Here is a 17,773-nt window from a genome sequence, read left to right as displayed (position 1 = left end):
AATTATGATGTTTCAAGCACTTTCCAATAGGGAAAAAAAATTGGCAGTAATTGGGTTAGGCTATGTTGGTTTGCCCATCGCTCTTGAATTTGCAAAGAAATTCTCTGTTGTAGGTTTCGATATTAACCCTGCTAGGATTGAGATGTTGAAAAACAGAATCGACCCTAGCAAAGAATTGAAGCCCGAAGAGTTTGACGATGCAGATATATTATTTAGCCATTCTATAGAAGACCTTCGTGATGTTTGTTTTTTTGTGGTGGCTGTTCCCACTCCTATCGACGAGCATACACATCCTGATTTAAGACCCTTAATTGGTGCCTCTACTACGGTAGGTAAAGTATTAAAAAAGGGAGATATTGTAGTTTATGAATCCACCGTATATCCTGGCTGCACCGAAGAAGATTGCATCCCAGTGCTTGAAAAACATTCGGGTTTGAAATACATGCACGATTTTAAAGCAGGATATTCACCTGAACGCATTAATCCCGGCGATAAGGAACACACCCTTACAAAAATATTGAAAATAGTATCAGGTTCCGATGCCGAAAGCCTAGAAACTATTGCCCAGATATATGGCAGTATTATAAAAGCTGGAATACACAAAGCACCTACTATTAAGGTGGCAGAAGCAGCTAAAGTTATTGAAAACACGCAACGCGATATCAATATCGCATTGATGAATGAGCTGTCTCTTATTTTCCATAAAATGGATATTAATACCTTCGATGTTTTAGAAGCAGCAGGTACAAAATGGAATTTCCTTAAGTTTACACCAGGTTTGGTAGGAGGCCACTGCATAGGCGTAGATCCCTATTATCTTACTTATAAATCCAGCGAACTTGGCTATCACTCTAAAGTAATTTTGTCAGGTAGAAGTATCAATGATTCAATGGGATTATATATAGCTCGTCAAGTAGTTAATGAACTCATATCACGCGATAGGAATATTAAACAATCCAAAGTATTGATTATGGGGGCCACATTTAAAGAGAACGTGTCCGATATACGCAATTCTAAAGTTGCGGATATTATTAACGAGCTCAAATCATTTATGGTCAATGTGGAAGTGGTCGACCCCTGTGCCTCTTCAGAAGAACTAGAACATGAATATAATTATAGCCTTGCCGAAAAAACGGCAAATGATTATGATGGGGTGATAGTGGCTGTTAGCCATAATCAATATCTAAACCTCGACGAAAATTACTTCAAGTCCATCCAGAAACCGAATGGTTTTGTGATAGATATCAAAGGAATTTACCGCAATAAATTCAAGGAAATTGGATATTGGAGCTTATAATATTAGTAGATGAAAAAACTTTTGATTACGGGTACCGCAGGCTTTATCGGCAATCACTTATTCAATCTTTTGTGTGGTAGTGCCGATTTAGAAATAACAGGGTTAGATGTTATTAATGATTATTATGACCCCAATCTCAAACTTCAACGCTTAGCAAAGCAAGGATTCGATATTGCTCATATTGAAAATGGAAAATTAATAGATTCAACTTCTGGGAAACACCATTTCATAAAACTTGATTTGGCCGATAAGCAAGGTGTTGACAAACTATTTGAAGATAGCAAATTTGATTATGTGGTGAATTTGGCTGCCCAAGCGGGTGTTCGTTACTCACTTTCCAATCCAGAAGTATATATTAAAAGTAATATTGACGGGTTTTTAAATATAATTGAAGCATGCAGACATAATCCTGTGAAGCATTTAATATATGCATCTACTTCATCGGTATATGGTTTAAACCAAGAAATGCCTTTTGGGGAAGAAGCTGTAACTGACCATCCCGTTTCGTTATATGCTGCTACCAAAAAAACAAATGAGTTGATGGCACACACCTATGCTCATTTATTTAATATTCCATCAACAGGCTTGAGGTTTTTCACAGTTTATGGCCCATGGGGAAGACCTGATATGGCCTTGTTTCTTTTTACCAAAGCTATATTAAGCGGTGAACCAATTAATGTATTTAATAATGGGAAAATGATGCGTGATTTTACGTATGTTTCCGATATAGTAGAATCAATAGCTAGGCTTATTGATAAACCACCACTTAGCAATCCAGATTACGACTTTACAAATACACGCTCATCGGAGAGTTCGGCACCATATAGGGTATTTAATATTGGCAATAATAACCCTGTAAACTTGATGGATTTTATTCATGCCATAGAAGAAGAATTGGATATTAAAGCCCAAATAAATTATATGCCACTGCAACCTGGCGATGTGAAACAAACCTATGCAAGGGTTGATAGACTTGAATCGCTAACGAACTTTAAACCACAAACCAGTGTGCAAGAAGGGATTCATAATTTCATTACTTGGTATAGGGAATATTATCAAGTTTGATTTAGGAACAATCCTCATAAATAGCGGTGCTTCAAATTGGGCTTAATATATTCTAAGTTTTGGGCTATTGTATATATACATAATAATTTATAATATATGATAAGTGTTGTTATTCCATTCAGAAATCGCTTTGATTTGGTAAAACGATGCTTGAATTCGGTTTTAAATCAATCATATAACAATTTTGAAATAATACTCATCGATGATGAATCGAAGGAAGTATTTGAGAGTGGCTTTGAAGATTCAAGAATACATTTAATTAGGAATGAAAAGAATATCGGCCCTGGTCTATCGCGTAACAGCGGAATGAAGTTGGCAAAAGGGACCTATCTAGCTTTCTTGGATTCCGACGATTATTGGCATCCTGATTTCCTAAGACTTACTTTTGAAAAGTTATCAAAGAACCCTACAAGTATACTGTGTTATACCTTCACTAATAATGTAATAGACAATCATGTTGTTTCAGTATACAAGAATAATAAATATGCTTTCGATAAAATTGTCCCGACTATTTTTATCCACGAAAAAGTATGGGCCAACTCCTCTTGTTTATGGAATTTTTCATTTATAAAAGGTAAAGTTTATTTTGAAGATATTAGAGCATGGGAGGATTATCTTTTTGATTTTACTGCGGCACTTCAATCAAACCATATTTCATGTGTTCCCAAACTCCTCTGTTACTATGATATGGGTGCCCTAGAAAAGCTTTCAAATTCGCAAGTAAATATACCCGACAAATTGATTGCTGTTACAAAAATCTCGAAGCTGTTAAAAACTTCGGACTTAAAGAGTGACCCTGCCATACTCAATTCTTTTATTAACTGTTATGGGCGGATGATTTCGAGCAGGGGGCTTGATAATACCCGACAGGAAATTTCAGAAAGCCTTAATGAGTTATATTCTTGGACAGGCAAAATATACTTACACCCGATATTCTCTATATTATTTCTATCCCGTTCACGCAAGTTAAGAACTTATTTTATACGGAGGAAACTATTAGGAATTCCGCACCCCAACAAACGAAAAACTGCATAATCTAAAAGCATTGACTTTTATTAAATGGATAAAAAATAAAGTTTATTTTTTTTTATATTAATCATATCATAAATTTACAGCAACTTGGCAAAATACCTACTCATATTATATATTGCCAATCGCAATTATATGATAGACATTGCCAAAAGATAACAAATAATATTTTTTTAACAACAGCAAATGAGTTCAAATGAGTAAACCTCTAATTTATTTAAAGCATAGTTCAAGACATCATGCTTCACATTCAGGCTATACAAAATTAATTGATTATATGGATTGCGAATATATTACAGGCATATATTCCAGGGTCCCGTATCAGTTCAGAAAATGGTTTGCTTATTTGGTCTCCGAAAAAAAGGGGATATATGATAGTTCTAGCTTTGGTAAGGATATTTCTTTAATAAAAAAAATGTATAGTCAAAAAGGTGGTATCGCCCACTATTTGAATGGAGAAAGAGATGTTCGTTTCGGTACTTTTTTCAAAGGGGTGAGGGGTTGGAAATTTACTGCTTCATTTCATGAACCCCCAAGTGCAATTCACGCAGAAATTAAAGATTTCAAGTATTTGAAAAAACTTGATGGAGCCATCGCTGTAGGAATGAACCAATTAAATTTGTTGAATGAAGTTTTGGGCGGTAAAGCTGTTCAATATATCCCCCATGGAATTGATACAAATTTTTTCACCCCCGTTCACGAAGAGTGGGAGCAATTTACTTGCTTGTTTGTTGGTATACACTTAAGAGATTTTGAAGTATTGTCACAATTGGCTTTTGAGTTAAAAAAACGCTTCCCTAAATTTAAATTACGTGCCGTTATACGCAAAGACTATATGGCCTTATTGCCCAAGATTGATTATGTGGAAGTATATTCAGGGATCTCTGATGAGAAGTTGAGAGAGCTTTACAGAAGCTCATCGTTACTATTGCTCCCCTTGAAAGATGTAACGGCTTGTAATGCAATTCTTGAAGCTTTAGCCTGCGGATTACCTATAGTAACTACTGATATTTTAGGGAATAGAGGTTATTTAGATGAAAGTTGTAGTTTTATGATAAAGAATAATAATATGCATGACACTATTGATGTGGTAACGCAACTCTTCAATGATGAATCTTTGAACAAACAAATGAGAAAGAATGCTAGAATTCAAGCAGCAAAATTCTCATGGGAACAAGTAGCCAAAGAAATGGTATTGTATTATAAAACCAATTTTGACTATTAGTTCTGATATTAGCAGCAGCTTCGAGACTGATAATACCGACACTCAATATATAATAGTCCAAAAAAAGGGGGACTAATCCCCCTCATCCCGATAATTATCGGGATTAAGCGGGGCTTTCGGGATGTAGTTCGGCATTACCACCGAAACTCAATATATAATATTCCAAAAGAAAGGGACAAAACGTATTGTAGTTCGGCATTAACATTCTACAAACCAAATCCGCCACAGGCTTAGAACTATTATTGTTTAAGAATTGGCATAAGGCATAAAAAAAGCCGAGCAATGTATAGCCCGGCTTTTGAATGATTGATATAAAATTAATATCTGTATGTGTCCTTTTTGAAGGGGCCATTAACTGGAACACCAATGTAATCGGCTTGTTGCGTGTCAAGTATTTCTAACTCTGCACCTACGTGGGCAAGATGTAATGCGGCTACTTTCTCGTCAAGAATTTTTGGCAATACATATACTTCGTTTTTATAATTATGGCTATTATTCCACAACTCAATTTGAGCAAGTGTTTGGTTGCTGAATGAATTGCTCATTACAAATGAAGGATGACCCATAGCACAACCTAAGTTTACCAAACGACCTTCAGCAAGCAAAATAATTTCTTTGCCATTCACCGTATACACATCTACTTGAGGTTTCAAAGTGTCTTTTTTGTGGTTGTTATTTAACCAAGCAACGTCAATTTCATTATCGAAATGGCCAATGTTACACACGATTGACTTATCACGCATGGCCTCGAAGTGTTTGCCATTGATAATATTTACATTACCCGTAGCAGTAACAAAAATGCTTGCATGATTTACCGCTTTGCTCATAGGCATTACTTGGAAACCATCCATAGCGGCTTGAAGTGCACAGATAGGGTCGATTTCGGTAACAATTACACGGCAACCAGCACCACGCAATGATTCGGCTGAACCTTTTCCTACATCGCCATAACCCGCAACCACAGCAACCTTGCCAGCAAGCATAATATCAGTGGCACGACGGATAGCGTCAACCAAAGATTCTTTGCAACCATATTTGTTATCGAATTTCGATTTGGTAACTGAGTCATTCACATTGATAGCTGGCATAGGTAAAGTACCTTTAGCAACACGCTCATACAAACGGTGAACACCAGTGGTGGTTTCTTCCGAAAGGCCTTTAATAGCAGCGACAAGTTCTGGATATTTGTCCAATACCAAATTGGTAAGGTCTCCACCATCGTCTAATATCATGTTTAAAGATTGTCCATTACTGAAAGCAGTAAGGGTTTGTTCAATACACCAATCAAATTCTTCAGCATTTTGACCTTTCCAAGCAAATACAGGAATACCTGCAGCGGCAATAGCAGCGGCGGCATGGTCTTGAGTTGAGAAAATATTGCAAGATGACCAAGTAACTTCCGCACCTAGTTCTTTCAAGGTTTCAATAAGTACCGCAGTTTGGATAGTCATGTGCAAACAACCAGCAACACGGGCACCTTTCAAAGGTTGTGAAGGACCGTATTCTTTGCGGATTGACATAAGACCTGGCATTTCTGCTTCGGCAAGTTTGATTTCTTTGCGACCCCATTCGGCCAGAGTAATGTCCTTAACTTTGTAAGGCACTGTGTTTGTATCTGTCATGTTTATTTTTTAAATTTCAGTGCAAAAATATAATAACTGTGAGCTAATTACAAAAAAAAAGTTTTTGAAAGTGTGCATTTTAGTTCTGAAACGGTTTGACCTCTTGAGCGAGTACTATATATAAGCTCAATGTTTAATTTGGCTTAGTCGCTCAATTTGCCGAAATTTGCCGCATTAAATTATGATTGAACATCAGCTTGCGGGCTATATAATACAAGCATTTGAAACCCTATATGGTGCAAAACCAGAGGGGGTTAAATTGGAAACCACCCGTCAAGATTTTGAGGGTGATTATACTTTTGTGGTCTTTCCTTATATAAAAATCAGCAAAAAAAATCCTGAACAAACCGCAGCGGAACTTGGAGAATATATTATATCCAATACCAAAGTGGTGTGTAGTTTTAATGTGGTGAAGGGTTTTTTGAACTTAGTAATTGCAGATAATATTTGGAGTAATTTTTTAAATGAACAATATAATAATCCATCTTTCGGTAAAGGTACTGTAGGAAATGGGCAGAAAGTGATGGTCGAATATTCATCGCCCAATACCAACAAGCCTTTGCACTTAGGCCATACCAGAAATAATTTACTGGGATGGAGTGTTTCCGAAATTTTAAAAGCAAACGGCTACCAAGTATATAAAGCCAATTTGGTAAATGATCGTGGAATCCATATTTGCAAAAGTATGATAGCGTGGATGAGTTATGGGAATGGGGAAACTCCTGAAAGTACAGGCTCTAAAGGCGATAAATTGGTTGGCAAATATTATGTAGCATTCGAGAAGTATTATAGAGCCGAAGTGCAAGAACTAATAGCAAAGGGTATTATAGAAGCCGATGCAGAAAAGCAAGCACCCTTAATGATAGAGGCCCAGGAGATGCTACGCAAATGGGAAGCTAGTGATGCCGAAACATTACGCATTTGGACTTTGATGAATGGCTGGGTCTATAAAGGTTTTGAAGAAACTTATAGTAGAATGGGGGTCGATTTTAATAATTATTATTATGAATCGCAAACTTATTTATTAGGTAAAAAATTTGTGGAGGAGGGTTTGACATCGGGAGTTTTCTACAAAAAGGCAGACGGATCTGTATGGATAGATTTAACAGCAGACGGACTCGATGAAAAATTAGTTTTGCGTGCCGATGGCACATCTGTTTATATAACACAAGATTTAGGAACTGCTCAAAAAAAATATGATGAGGTGGGCTATGATAAATCTATATATGTAGTAGCAAATGAACAGGATTATCATTTTAAAGTATTAAAATTAATTTTGCAAAAGCTTGGCAAACCTTATGCTCCGGGCGTTATGCACCTAAGTTATGGTATGGTCGATTTACCAAGTGGTAAAATGAAATCACGCGAAGGTACAGTGGTTGATGCCGATGAATTGATGGACGAAATGGTGCAAGCCGCCAAAGATAAAACTACTGAATTAGGAAAAACGCAAGGGTTTACTGAAGCAGAAATGAATAAACTATATCATGCTTTGGGTATGGGTGCTCTTAAATATTTTTTATTGAAAGTTGACCCACAAAAACGTATGCTTTTCAACCCAGCAGAAAGTATAGACTTGCATGGTAATACTGGCCCATTTATACAATATACCCATGCCCGTATATGTTCGGTAATGCGTACATTTGGTAAATTACCTCAAGCAGTTTTGGTAGAAAAATTTGATAAGTATGAAAAAGAATTATTGGCATTAATATATAAATGGCCAAGTATTATAATAGAAGCGGGCAAATTATATAGTCCGGCTATTATAGCAAATTATATATATGAAGTAGCCAAAGAATTTAACCGTTTATATCATGAATTACCATTGGTTCGTGAATCCGATGAAGCCATAAAAAACAACCGTTTAGCAATATCGCAACTTACTGCCCATGTTCTCAAGCAAGGATTAAATATATTGGGTATTGAAGCTGTAGAACGCATGTAATATGAAAGAGGCATTACAACATCCTATTTTTAATATTATAAGAGAAATTGCAGGCGAGCAACAAAAGCAAGTGTTCGTGATTGGCGGTTTTGTGCGTGATCTTATTTTGCAACGCCCCAGTAAAGATGCAGATATTGTAGTATTGGGAGATGGTATAGAATTAGCCCACGAAGTTAAAAAAAGATATGAAGAAAAATGTGATTTTTCCTTTTTTAAAAACTATGGCACCGCACAATTAAAAACCCAAGATTGGATATTTGAGTTTGTGGGAGCACGTAAAGAATCATATAGTCTTGAATCACGCAATCCACAAGTATTACCGGGCACTTTGGATGATGATCAAAAACGAAGAGATTTTACGATTAATGCACTCGCACTTAGTTTACATCCCGATAATTTTGGCGAGCTTAATGACCCATTTGGCGGCGTAGACGATATACAAAATAGTATAATAAAAACCCCGCTCGACCCTGATATAACTTTTAGTGACGATCCATTAAGGATGATGCGAGCCGTGAGATTTGCCACGCAATTAGATTTCACAATTGAAGAAAAAACTTTTCAAGCTCTTGCTGCAAATGCACACCGTTTAGATATTATATCTATGGAGCGAATTAGCGATGAGCTAAATAAGATTATTTTATCTAAAACACCATCTATAGGTTTTAAAATTTTATTCGATACAATGCTTTTGCATCGGTTCTTTCTCGAAATGGTTGCCCTGCAAGGCGTAGAAACTATTAACGGACTTTCTCACAAAGATAATTTCTATCATACTTTACAAGTGCTCGATCAAATCAGTGAATTAACGGAGGATCTTTGGTTAAGGTGGGCTGCAATTTTGCATGATATTGCAAAGCCAATCACCAAAAGATTTGAACCCGAAGGTTTCACCTTCCATGGCCATGAAGATAAAGGTGCACGCATGGTGAAACAGATATTTAAGAAACTGAAATTACCTTTGAATGAAAAGATGGAATTTGTGGCTAAAATAGTATTGCTACATTTGCGTCCCAAAGCACTGGCCGAAAGTCCACAAATAACCGATAGTGGTTTTAGAAGACTCATAGTTGATGCAGGAGAGGAAGTGGATAGCCTCTTTACTTTATGTTATGCAGATATCACTTCTAAGAACAAAACTAAGGTAGAAACTTTTAGAAAAAATTTGTACGAGGTACGCGAAAGAATGCGTGAGGTAGAAGAGCGTGATAATCTTCGCTATTGGCAGCCACCCATTACAGGATTGGATATTATGGAAACATTTAATATAAAACCTGGACGTGAAGTAGGCGTAATAAAAGATGCGATAAGAGAAGCAATATTAGAAGGACAAATAGATAATAACCGCGAAGCTGCTATTGTATTTATGATAGAGAAAGCAAAAGAGATTGGGCTTGCTCCAATTGCAGAATGAAAAGTATATTATAATAGAAAATGAAAAATACAAAAACGATATTAGTTATAGTTGCAATAGTAGGGATAGGTTTTTTTCTATATAATATATGGCAAAAGAATAATGTAATGCCCATTAGGGAAATACCTGTTCTCGGTGATTCTGGACACGTAGTAAAACCTTTTTCATTCATCAATCAAGATGGGAAAATAGTTACACAAAATGATTTAAAGGGGAAAGTATATGTGGTAGAATATTTTTTTACCACATGCCAAAGTATATGTGTGCCGATGGGCCAAAATATGATGAAAGTGGATTCTGCTTTTAAAGACAGGAATGATTTTATGATATTGTCGCATACGGTTGATCCGGAAACAGATTCAGTTGATATACTTAAACAATATGCAGAAGCCCATCATTCAAGCAAAAACTGGATGTTTTTAACAGGCACTCAAAGAGATTTGTATACAACGGCTGCCGAAAGCTATTTATTAGATTCGCCTGCAAGAGTGAAATCACCTGAATATTTTTTACATACCAAATTTTTCATGTTGGTCGATAAACAAGGGCATTTGCGTGGTGATGCTTATGATGGAACTGATTTGAATAAAGTATATAAATTGATAGAGGATGCGAAGATGCTGTTGAGAGATTAATATATTATCATGATAGCATTTTATACTCCAGAATGTGATGAACTAAAAGAAGGTGAAATAATTACTTTAAATGCTGAAGAATCGTGGCATGGAGCCAAAGTATTGAGGATAAAAAATGACGAAAGTATTATAGTATTAAACGGCAAAGGTTGGATAGGAGAGGGGAGAATACAAACTGTTCACGACAAACAAACCGCAGTAATTTTAGATAAAGTATTATATCATCATCCTGCAACTAATAGTTTGAGCATTGCTGTATCAGTTTTAAAAACCAATGAACGCATGGAGTGGATGTTAGAAAAACTAACAGAACTTGGCGTAGCTAAAATTTCGTTTATTGAATGCAAACGCACGGAACGCAATAAGCTAAATTTGGAACGAATGCAGAAGATTGCAATTGCTGCTTTAAAACAATGCAAACGCTCGTGGTTGCCCGTTATAGAAGGTGTGATGTCGTATGAAAAATATATGCAGCAAGAATTTGTGGGTGAAAAATATATAGCTTTTTGTGATGCCAAAGAATATATAAAATTTAACGCACAAAAGTCAGCGACAATTTTAATTGGCCCTGAGGGAGATTTTAATGAATCAGAAATTGTTTTGGCAAAAGCCCAAGGATTTAAACCGATATTAATCTCCAAACAAATATTACGTACTGAAACTGCGGCTATGGCTATAGCAGCGGTTTGGGATTTGGGAAATTAATCCTCGATATTTTGTATTCGGGCATCGCCCCACAAACCTTCGATGTCGAAGAAATTTCGTTTTTCTTGTTGGAACACATGCACCACCACATTGAAATAATCGAGAAGGATCCATTCGGCATTGTCCTGACCTTCGATATGTAGGGCATCTTCACCTGTATTCTTTTTTACTACTTCGTCCACACTGCGGGCTATGGCTTCTACTTGTTTGTCTGACTCACCATGACATATTACGAAATAATCTGCTGGAGCTGATTTGAGGTTAAGCATGTCTAGAACTACAATGTTCTTTGCTTTCTTTTCCTTCATGCCTTCCACCACGCTGTCTAAGAGCTGCTGTGCGGTGGCATTTTGTTTTTGTGCTAACTTGATTTGACCCTTCACTAAAAAATATTAAATATTTTGCAAATATCGTGTAAAAATGTAATACAAATACCACACATTTGCAACATGTTACTTACCACAGAAAAAATTGTGGGTCACGAGCAAGTTTTTTTGCAGGAAACAGACTCCACAAATCATCAGTTGCAAATGCTCCTCAAGAGCGGGCCAGTAAAGGAAGGTTTTACTGTGAGTACCGCATATCAGAATGGTGGACGTGGCCAAATGGGCAAGCAATGGCACTCATTGCCAGGGCAAAATATTTTAATGTCGTTTGTACTTTATCCAACTTTTATTAGAGCCGAAGAGCAGTTTTATTTGTCGATGGCCATGAGTTTGGGGGTATATGATTTTTTGGCGGAACTTATTGAAGGGGTTTCGATCAAATGGCCCAATGATATAATGGTGAATGGTCAGAAAATTTGTGGGATGCTTATTCAGAATACTTTAAGTGGCGATTCCATAGCCAGTAGTGTGATAGGCATCGGAATTAATGTTAACCAAAGTCAATTTGAACCTGAATTATCACACGCAACGTCGTTAAAAATATTGACAGCAAAGGAGTATAACTTAACAGCCTGTCAGTTGCGTCTAACAGATAGCATCGACGAACGATACAAACAACTTCGTGCCCGTAAGTTTGAAGCACTGAAAGCAGATTATTTAAAACATCTTTTTGGAATGAAGGAGCCTCATAGTTTCTTGATAGAGACTCAATGTGTAAAAGGTATAATAAAAGGTATTGATGAATATGGTTGTTTGTTGGTGGAAATTGAAGGAAACGTTTTGAAATTTAAAAATGGGGAGATTGGTTATATATATTAGGTAGCTCCATAGTTTACAAGTAGTTTGTCACGTCTCCCGATAGCTATCGGGAGAAGGAGACATCTGCTGCTAATAAGGCCAGGTGCAAGGCTCAAGCATAGTACCCGCCGTCGGCGAGCCTCGCATACTCGGAATGACAAATCGGAATCAATCACCAAACAAAATATCTTCATATAGTTTCACATAACTCTCTGCAGCTTGTTTCCATGAAAATTTCTGTGATGCACATTTAATCTCATCCTCAATCTCAGAGTCATTAAATTTTTGAAGATAGTGATCATAACTATTCCTAAAATCAGTTTTGTTTTCTGGGGTTATATATAAAGCCAAATCTCCTGCTATTTCCATAAATGCAGGAATATTATTTAATACCAAAGGCTTGCCCATACTCATGGCTTCCACTACTGGAATACCAAAGCCTTCGGCTATAGAAGGGTTAATATATGCTTCACAATTTTTATATAAATATAGTTTTTCTTCTTCGCTCACTTTGCCAGTAAATATAATGCTATTTACGATATTTAATTGGGTGGCTTTTTGCTGTAGTTGCTGTTTGTATATAGTTTGTGCCTCGCCAGCAAGTACAAGGTTTAATTCAGGAATTTGTTGTAATAGTTCGAATATGCTTTCAATATTTTTTTTAGGTGATATAATTCCAATAAAAAATAAATATCTTTGGGGCAAATCTATTGCAGGTTTTTGAGTATGTAGTATATTTGATAGTGAATTTCCATTATATATAATATCGGCCCTGTAATTATCGCCTGTTAAATCAGCAAAGAGTACATTGGTAGCTTGCGAGATACATACAACCTTATCGGCACGTTTTATATTACTTAGAAATCGGCTTGTATAATATGTTTTTTTGAAACTTTTATATTTGAAAAGAAAATTTAAATCGTGAACCGTGTATAGCCATTTCAGTTTTTTATTACTGCTTTGCAAAGAGCTAAGTTGCCAGCAAGCATGCAGTAATGACGTGTTTTTGAAATTGTTTACGGGAAATTTATGGGTAGCATTCAGCATTATATATTTATGTTCAGGGCCGAATAAATTAATTTGCTCCTTATGTACCAAAAATTGTATCTCAAAACGTTCTGGCTTTATCAACGAAATTTCTTTACCTAAATTATAACAAAAATTGCCCAGGCCACTTTCCCTATTTCCTGTTTTAGTGGCGTCAAATATTACAATTAGCTTGGTCGTCATCACATCAGTTTTATATAATCTTCTGCAATATCATTCCAATCATGTTTCATTGCCCAGCTTTTCGAATTAGTATGATAGTGATTGTAATTCCCCATTATCTTTTGTAAAGCTGTTGCAATTAGTTCTGGATTTTTGTTGGATACTTTGTGGCCTGTACTTCCTTCTTCTATTGCGTCTTCAATACCGCAGGCTGTTGCACCAATGGCAGGTTTGCCGTAATAATTTGCTTCCAATATCGCTATTCCAAAACCTTCTACATCACCATCGGGTTGTTTCTCACTTAGCATCACAAACACATCACAACTTTGATAGGAAGTATATAGTGTTTGTACATCAACCTTGCCGTGGAAAGTAATATAGTCGCTCACTTTTAATTCGTTTGCCAAAGTCTCAAATTCTGATTTCTTTGAAGGCAATCCAACTATGTGATAATGTACTTTGGGATACATTTTAATAATTTGCGGCAAAGCTTTAATCACATTTTGTTGTCCTTTTCTGCGGGTAACATTCCCCACAGTAAGCAAGGAGGGATTGCCTTTCCATTTGGTAGGTTCAGATACAATATATTTTTGCAAATCGGCTGCGGTGATCGCATTTGGAATTACTTCATATTTAGTTTTTTTATTTTTCGGCTCGATTTGTTCTTGTGTATATTTAGAAACAGATATAACCGTATCGAATTTTTTCAAAGCCCATTTGGTGAATCTTTGGTGTATGGCATTGGTATCAGTAACTTCGGTTCCGTGAATGATGGCTATATATTTTTTCTTTCTGTAAAATATTTTTAATAAGCCAGCCACCCAAAGTGAAAACATGCCCGAACAAAGTATAATATTATGATGAGAAACGATAGAGAATGCTGCCAAAATTCTTCTGAACTGAACAGGCAAAACGCCTTCCCGATTTATATAATTCACCTCCAAATGTTGGGCAGTCGCAAAATTTTGACTTTCAACGTGAGTAGCATTTTCTAAATTGGTAACGATGGAAACTTCATAACCTTTTTGCTGTAATGTTTTGATCAGGTTAAATCCATGGTTACCAATACCACCAGGCCCTGGAGGGAATTCGCTGCACAAAAATAGAATCTTTTTCAAAGGCCGTGTAAAATTTTATGCAAACATAAGGTGCAATATCTGATGATACTTTAGTCTTTTTTAAATTCTTATTTAATTAGGGTTACTTAGCGTAAATTTGCATATCAAATCCCTCACGCATCAAATCTAAATGACTGACATGAATAGCCTTACAGACACCTTTGGTCGAGCCCATAATTATTTAAGGGTTTCGCTTACCGATGCCTGTAATTTTCGCTGTCAATATTGTGTGGCTTCGTTTGGCGAAATCAACCACCCTTCACCACACTTGATGCAAGCTGATGAGATAACAGCTATCATACAAATATTTTCCGAGTTGGGTGTAGATAGGGTTCGTTTTACAGGCGGTGAACCGCTAGTGAGAAAAGATGCTCTCCATGTTTTTAATAATATAGGAAAGTTGCCACTTAAATTGGCCATCACCACCAATGGCGTTTTCCTCGATAAATATATATCCTGTTTTGAAGAAATCGGCTTGCGTTCCATCAACGTGAGTTTGGATACTTTAGACGCAGATAAATTTAAAACAATTACCAAAGTGGATGCTTTTAGTAAAGTGATTGGTAATATCGAAAAATTAATTCAACACGATTTTCATGTTAAAATAAATGCAGTGGTGATGCAAGGCATGAACGAAACAGAAATTTGTGATTTTGTGGAGCTTACCCGTAATCTCCCTGTGCATGTGCGATTCATAGAATTTATGCCTTTTAAAGGGAATGAATGGGATCATGAAAAAGTATATAGTTACAGGGAAATGATGGAGCAAATAGAAGGGAAGTATGATATAGAAAAACTAGAAGACAAACCCGAAGATACCGCAAAAAAATATCAGGCAAAAGGATTTGCAGGAACCTTTGCCGTAATAAGCACCGTTACCGAACCTTTCTGCAGTGGGTGCAACCGGTTAAGATTAACCGCTGATGGCAAGATGAAAAATTGTTTGTTTTCGCAAACCGAAACAGATTTACTTTCCGCATATAGAAAGGGTGAAGATATTCGACCACTTATTATACAAAATGTAAAATCAAAATTTGCCATGTTGGGTGGTCAGCAATTGAGCAATGAAATGGAAAATCGCAGTATGATTTCTATCGGCGGATAATTATATAATATATGATTAGTGTTAACGAAGCAGTAGCATTTATTAAAGAAAATATTCCAGGGCTTATTTCGGTAAGGCTTGGTGTTATTGAGGCTTGCGGGTTTATATCGGCACAAGACATATATTCTCCACTTGCGTTGCCACCCTTTAATCAAAGTGCAATGGATGGTTATGCAATCAGATTTAAAGATATAGAAAAGAATAATTTTAGGCTTGCGGGCGAAGTTGCTGCTGGGGGATATTATACAAGTATGATAGAACCCAATTCGGCTATTCGAATTTTTACTGGTGCATCTGTACCCGAAGGTGCTGACACGGTGATTATGCAGGAGCATGCAATTGTATCGGGTGGAAATATAGCTTTTTCGCCATTACCTGCTAAACAAGGAATGAATGTTAGACCCATAGGTTCACATATACAAAAAGGGGAAATAGCTTTTGCCAAAGGGCAGTTAATTACACCTGCTGCGGTGGGGCATTTAACGGGCTTGGGTATTACAGAAGTATTCGTATATAATAAACCCAAGGTAGCTATTATTACAACTGGAGATGAATTGATAGAGCCTGGTTTGGAACTTGAGGAAGGAAGTATATATGATTCTAATAAACCTATGTTGGTGGCTGCTTTGGCAAGTTTAGGAATAGAACCTATTTATATAAATCATGTTCCTGATGAACCTGAAGTATTATACAAAGATATACAAATAGCATTTGAGAAAGTAGATATGCTTTTGGTAACGGGTGGTGTGTCGGTCGGTGATTATGATTATGTAGTTACGATGCTAGAAAAAGCAGGCGTAAAAAAAGTATTTCATAATGTCAAACAAAAACCCGGCAAACCCTTATATTTTGGAACACTGGGAGATAAACTTGTATTTGGCTTGCCAGGCAACCCCGCCTCGGTGCTTACCTGTTTTTATGAGTATGTTTCCATAGCTTTAAAATCAATGATGGGTTATGATAATGCAGTATTAAAAAAATCCTTTCTACCGCTAAAAAATTCATATACAAAAAAGAAGGGACTCACCCATTTTCTCAAAGGAATTGCTGATGAAAATGGTGTTGAAATATTATCAGGTCAAGAATCTTATATATTACATTCGTATGCTTTGGCAAATTGCCTCGTTTGTATTCATGAAGATGTGGAAGAAAAAAATGCGGGAGATATTATAGAAATTCATTGGATTAATTAATACTATGCCAGTTCATTTTGATATATATATGATTATATTGATTGGACTCGTTTCAATTATGTACTCATCAGTGGGGCATGGCGGTGCCAGTGGTTATTTGGCCGTGATGGCCTTATGGGCATTGCCAACAGATTATATGAAAACTACTGCATTAATTTTGAATATTGCGGTATCGTCTATTTCCTTTAGTCAATATTATATTAAAAAATATTTTAATTGGAAATTGTTTTATCCTTTTGCTCTGGCTTCAATTCCTGCGGCATTTATAGGTGCGGGTATTCCCATAAATCCTGTAACATATAAGAAAATTTTAGGTATTATTTTGTTATTCCCTGTCATCAAATTAAGTGGTATTCCTATACCCATCAAAAAAATTAAATTGGAATTGAATATATATATTGCCTTGCTCATTGGTGCTGTTATTGGTTTCTTGTCGGGACTGCTGGGAATAGGGGGCGGTATATTGTTAAGTCCTATTATATTGCTTTTTGGATGGGCATTGGCCAAGCAAACAGCGGCGGTATCGGCTTTGTTTATATTGGTTAATTCTGCTGCAGGATTATTAAATGAAAAAACCTGGCCACCAAGTAATATAATTTTTACAAAAGAAACCTATGCGTTATTATCAGTTGTAATTTTTGGTGGATTATTGGGTGCATGGTGGGGTAGTGCAAAAGCCCATGAAGTTTCCATTAAGCGACTGCTGGCTATAGGTCTTGGTATTGCATCAATTAAACTTATATTTGCCTAATGAATAAAGCCATATCTATAAAGTTTTTTGGAATGTTGCAAGAGCAAATAGGAAGTATGATAGAAGTGGATGAGTCTGTCGAAAATGTGGAGCAACTACGTGCAATACTCGAAAAGAAATATATATATTTAAATGGGATTAATTATTTGGTAGCAGTTAATAAAAATATAGCAAGTAATGAAATTATAATAACATCAGATTCAGAAATTGCAATTCTACCTCCATTTTCGGGTGGATAATTTATATATATAATGAATACGAATAGATATACAC

At 36.2% G+C, this 17,773-nt stretch carries 17 protein-coding genes; 13 read left to right on the top strand and 4 right to left on the bottom strand.

Annotated features, from left to right (window positions below):
• The first annotated feature begins 7 nt into the window (after positions 1-7).
• The 4 genes from SGJ10_09590 (at position 8) to SGJ10_09575 (ending at position 4,616) form a co-directional block, all read left to right on the top strand.
• Entirely contained in the window at positions 8-1,297 is a 1,290-nt protein-coding gene (locus SGJ10_09590; GenBank protein ID MDZ4758377.1) for a nucleotide sugar dehydrogenase, read from the top strand.
• A gap of 9 nt (positions 1,298-1,306) precedes the next feature.
• Complete coding sequence (locus SGJ10_09585; protein ID MDZ4758376.1) at positions 1,307-2,362, top strand: NAD-dependent epimerase; 1,056 nt, start codon at positions 1,307-1,309, stop codon at positions 2,360-2,362.
• Between the two features lie 96 nt (positions 2,363-2,458).
• Positions 2,459-3,397: a glycosyltransferase family A protein gene (locus SGJ10_09580; GenBank protein ID MDZ4758375.1), complete on the top strand. Its 939-nt coding sequence runs from the start codon at positions 2,459-2,461 to the stop codon at positions 3,395-3,397.
• Positions 3,398-3,737: 340 nt separating this feature from the next.
• Complete coding sequence (locus tag SGJ10_09575) at positions 3,738-4,616, top strand: glycosyltransferase family 4 protein (protein MDZ4758374.1); 879 nt, start codon at positions 3,738-3,740, stop codon at positions 4,614-4,616.
• A 317-nt stretch (positions 4,617-4,933) separates the two neighbouring features.
• Here the strand turns inward: SGJ10_09575 and ahcY are convergent, their stop codons facing one another.
• Entirely contained in the window at positions 4,934-6,238 is a 1,305-nt protein-coding gene (ahcY, locus tag SGJ10_09570; protein ID MDZ4758373.1) for an adenosylhomocysteinase, read from the bottom strand.
• Positions 6,239-6,419: 181 nt separating this feature from the next.
• Between ahcY and argS the strand changes: the two genes are divergently transcribed.
• Genes argS through SGJ10_09550 form a run of 4 tightly spaced genes read left to right on the top strand, consistent with a single transcriptional unit; the run spans position 6,420 to position 10,940 of the window.
• A complete protein-coding gene (gene argS / locus SGJ10_09565; GenBank protein ID MDZ4758372.1) occupies positions 6,420-8,186 on the top strand; it encodes an arginine--tRNA ligase in 1,767 nt (588 codons plus the stop codon).
• A gap of 1 nt (position 8,187) precedes the next feature.
• Positions 8,188-9,600: an HD domain-containing protein gene (locus SGJ10_09560; protein MDZ4758371.1), complete on the top strand. Its 1,413-nt coding sequence runs from the start codon at positions 8,188-8,190 to the stop codon at positions 9,598-9,600.
• 20 nt (positions 9,601-9,620) lie between these two features.
• Positions 9,621-10,235 carry an SCO family protein gene (locus tag SGJ10_09555; GenBank protein ID MDZ4758370.1) on the top strand — a complete coding sequence of 205 codons (615 nt, stop codon included), beginning with the start codon at positions 9,621-9,623 and terminating at the stop codon, positions 10,233-10,235.
• Between the two features lie 9 nt (positions 10,236-10,244).
• Positions 10,245-10,940, top strand: coding sequence for an RsmE family RNA methyltransferase (locus tag SGJ10_09550; GenBank protein MDZ4758369.1), 696 nt, complete (start codon positions 10,245-10,247; stop codon positions 10,938-10,940).
• On the opposite strand, the gene rsfS is transcribed toward SGJ10_09550, so the two are convergent.
• Positions 10,937-11,323, bottom strand: coding sequence for a ribosome silencing factor (gene rsfS, locus SGJ10_09545; protein MDZ4758368.1), 387 nt, complete (start codon positions 11,321-11,323; stop codon positions 10,937-10,939). The genes SGJ10_09550 and rsfS overlap by 4 nt on opposite strands.
• Positions 11,324-11,389: 66 nt before the next feature.
• Between rsfS and SGJ10_09540 the strand changes: the two genes are divergently transcribed.
• Positions 11,390-12,145: a biotin--[acetyl-CoA-carboxylase] ligase gene (locus SGJ10_09540; protein ID MDZ4758367.1), complete on the top strand. Its 756-nt coding sequence runs from the start codon at positions 11,390-11,392 to the stop codon at positions 12,143-12,145.
• A 147-nt stretch (positions 12,146-12,292) separates the two neighbouring features.
• Here SGJ10_09540 and SGJ10_09535 read toward each other — a convergent pair whose 3' ends face one another.
• Entirely contained in the window at positions 12,293-13,354 is a 1,062-nt protein-coding gene (locus SGJ10_09535; GenBank protein MDZ4758366.1) for a glycosyltransferase family 1 protein, read from the bottom strand.
• Positions 13,354-14,451: a glycosyltransferase family 4 protein gene (locus SGJ10_09530; GenBank protein MDZ4758365.1), complete on the bottom strand. Its 1,098-nt coding sequence runs from the start codon at positions 14,449-14,451 to the stop codon at positions 13,354-13,356. Before SGJ10_09530 ends, SGJ10_09535 begins: the two co-directional genes overlap by 1 nt.
• Positions 14,452-14,590: 139 nt before the next feature.
• On the opposite strand from SGJ10_09530, the gene moaA reads away from it, so the two are divergent.
• Genes moaA through SGJ10_09510 form a run of 4 tightly spaced genes read left to right on the top strand, consistent with a single transcriptional unit; the run spans position 14,591 to position 17,739 of the window.
• Positions 14,591-15,556 carry a GTP 3',8-cyclase MoaA gene (moaA, locus tag SGJ10_09525; GenBank protein ID MDZ4758364.1) on the top strand — a complete coding sequence of 322 codons (966 nt, stop codon included), beginning with the start codon at positions 14,591-14,593 and terminating at the stop codon, positions 15,554-15,556.
• Positions 15,557-15,567: 11 nt separating this feature from the next.
• On the top strand, positions 15,568-16,749 hold the full coding sequence (locus SGJ10_09520) for a molybdopterin molybdotransferase MoeA (protein MDZ4758363.1): 1,182 nt from the start codon (positions 15,568-15,570) through the stop codon (positions 16,747-16,749).
• Positions 16,750-16,753: 4 nt separating this feature from the next.
• Complete coding sequence (locus SGJ10_09515) at positions 16,754-17,500, top strand: sulfite exporter TauE/SafE family protein (GenBank protein ID MDZ4758362.1); 747 nt, start codon at positions 16,754-16,756, stop codon at positions 17,498-17,500.
• Positions 17,500-17,739: a MoaD/ThiS family protein gene (locus SGJ10_09510; GenBank protein ID MDZ4758361.1), complete on the top strand. Its 240-nt coding sequence runs from the start codon at positions 17,500-17,502 to the stop codon at positions 17,737-17,739. The genes SGJ10_09515 and SGJ10_09510 overlap by 1 nt, the downstream gene beginning before the upstream one ends.
• Positions 17,740-17,773: the final 34 nt, after the last annotated feature.

Source organism: Bacteroidota bacterium (genome assembly GCA_034439655.1).
Lineage (GTDB): Bacteria > Bacteroidota > Bacteroidia > UKL13-3 > UKL13-3 > CANJUD01.
The sequence above is the reverse complement of the archived record's forward strand: the minus strand, read 5'-3'. Positions and strand labels throughout refer to the sequence as shown.

Excerpts from the sequence above, each read along its gene's own strand:
- SGJ10_09590 (MDZ4758377.1), top strand. The coding sequence starts at position 8 with ATGTTTCAAGCACTTTCCAATAGGGAAAAAAAATTGGCAGTAATTGGG.
- SGJ10_09585 (MDZ4758376.1), top strand. The coding sequence starts at position 1,307 with ATGAAAAAACTTTTGATTACGGGTACCGCAGGCTTTATCGGCAATCAC.
- SGJ10_09580 (MDZ4758375.1), top strand. The coding sequence starts at position 2,459 with ATGATAAGTGTTGTTATTCCATTCAGAAATCGCTTTGATTTGGTAAAA.
- ahcY (MDZ4758373.1), bottom strand. The coding sequence starts at position 6,238 with ATGACAGATACAAACACAGTGCCTTACAAAGTTAAGGACATTACTCTG.
- argS (MDZ4758372.1), top strand. The coding sequence starts at position 6,420 with ATGATTGAACATCAGCTTGCGGGCTATATAATACAAGCATTTGAAACC.
- SGJ10_09560 (MDZ4758371.1), top strand. The coding sequence starts at position 8,188 with ATGAAAGAGGCATTACAACATCCTATTTTTAATATTATAAGAGAAATT.
- SGJ10_09555 (MDZ4758370.1), top strand. The coding sequence starts at position 9,621 with ATGAAAAATACAAAAACGATATTAGTTATAGTTGCAATAGTAGGGATA.
- SGJ10_09550 (MDZ4758369.1), top strand. The coding sequence starts at position 10,245 with ATGATAGCATTTTATACTCCAGAATGTGATGAACTAAAAGAAGGTGAA.
- SGJ10_09540 (MDZ4758367.1), top strand. The coding sequence starts at position 11,390 with ATGTTACTTACCACAGAAAAAATTGTGGGTCACGAGCAAGTTTTTTTG.
- SGJ10_09535 (MDZ4758366.1), bottom strand. The coding sequence starts at position 13,354 with ATGACGACCAAGCTAATTGTAATATTTGACGCCACTAAAACAGGAAAT.
- moaA (MDZ4758364.1), top strand. The coding sequence starts at position 14,591 with ATGAATAGCCTTACAGACACCTTTGGTCGAGCCCATAATTATTTAAGG.
- SGJ10_09520 (MDZ4758363.1), top strand. The coding sequence starts at position 15,568 with ATGATTAGTGTTAACGAAGCAGTAGCATTTATTAAAGAAAATATTCCA.
- SGJ10_09515 (MDZ4758362.1), top strand. The coding sequence starts at position 16,754 with ATGCCAGTTCATTTTGATATATATATGATTATATTGATTGGACTCGTT.
- SGJ10_09510 (MDZ4758361.1), top strand. The coding sequence starts at position 17,500 with ATGAATAAAGCCATATCTATAAAGTTTTTTGGAATGTTGCAAGAGCAA.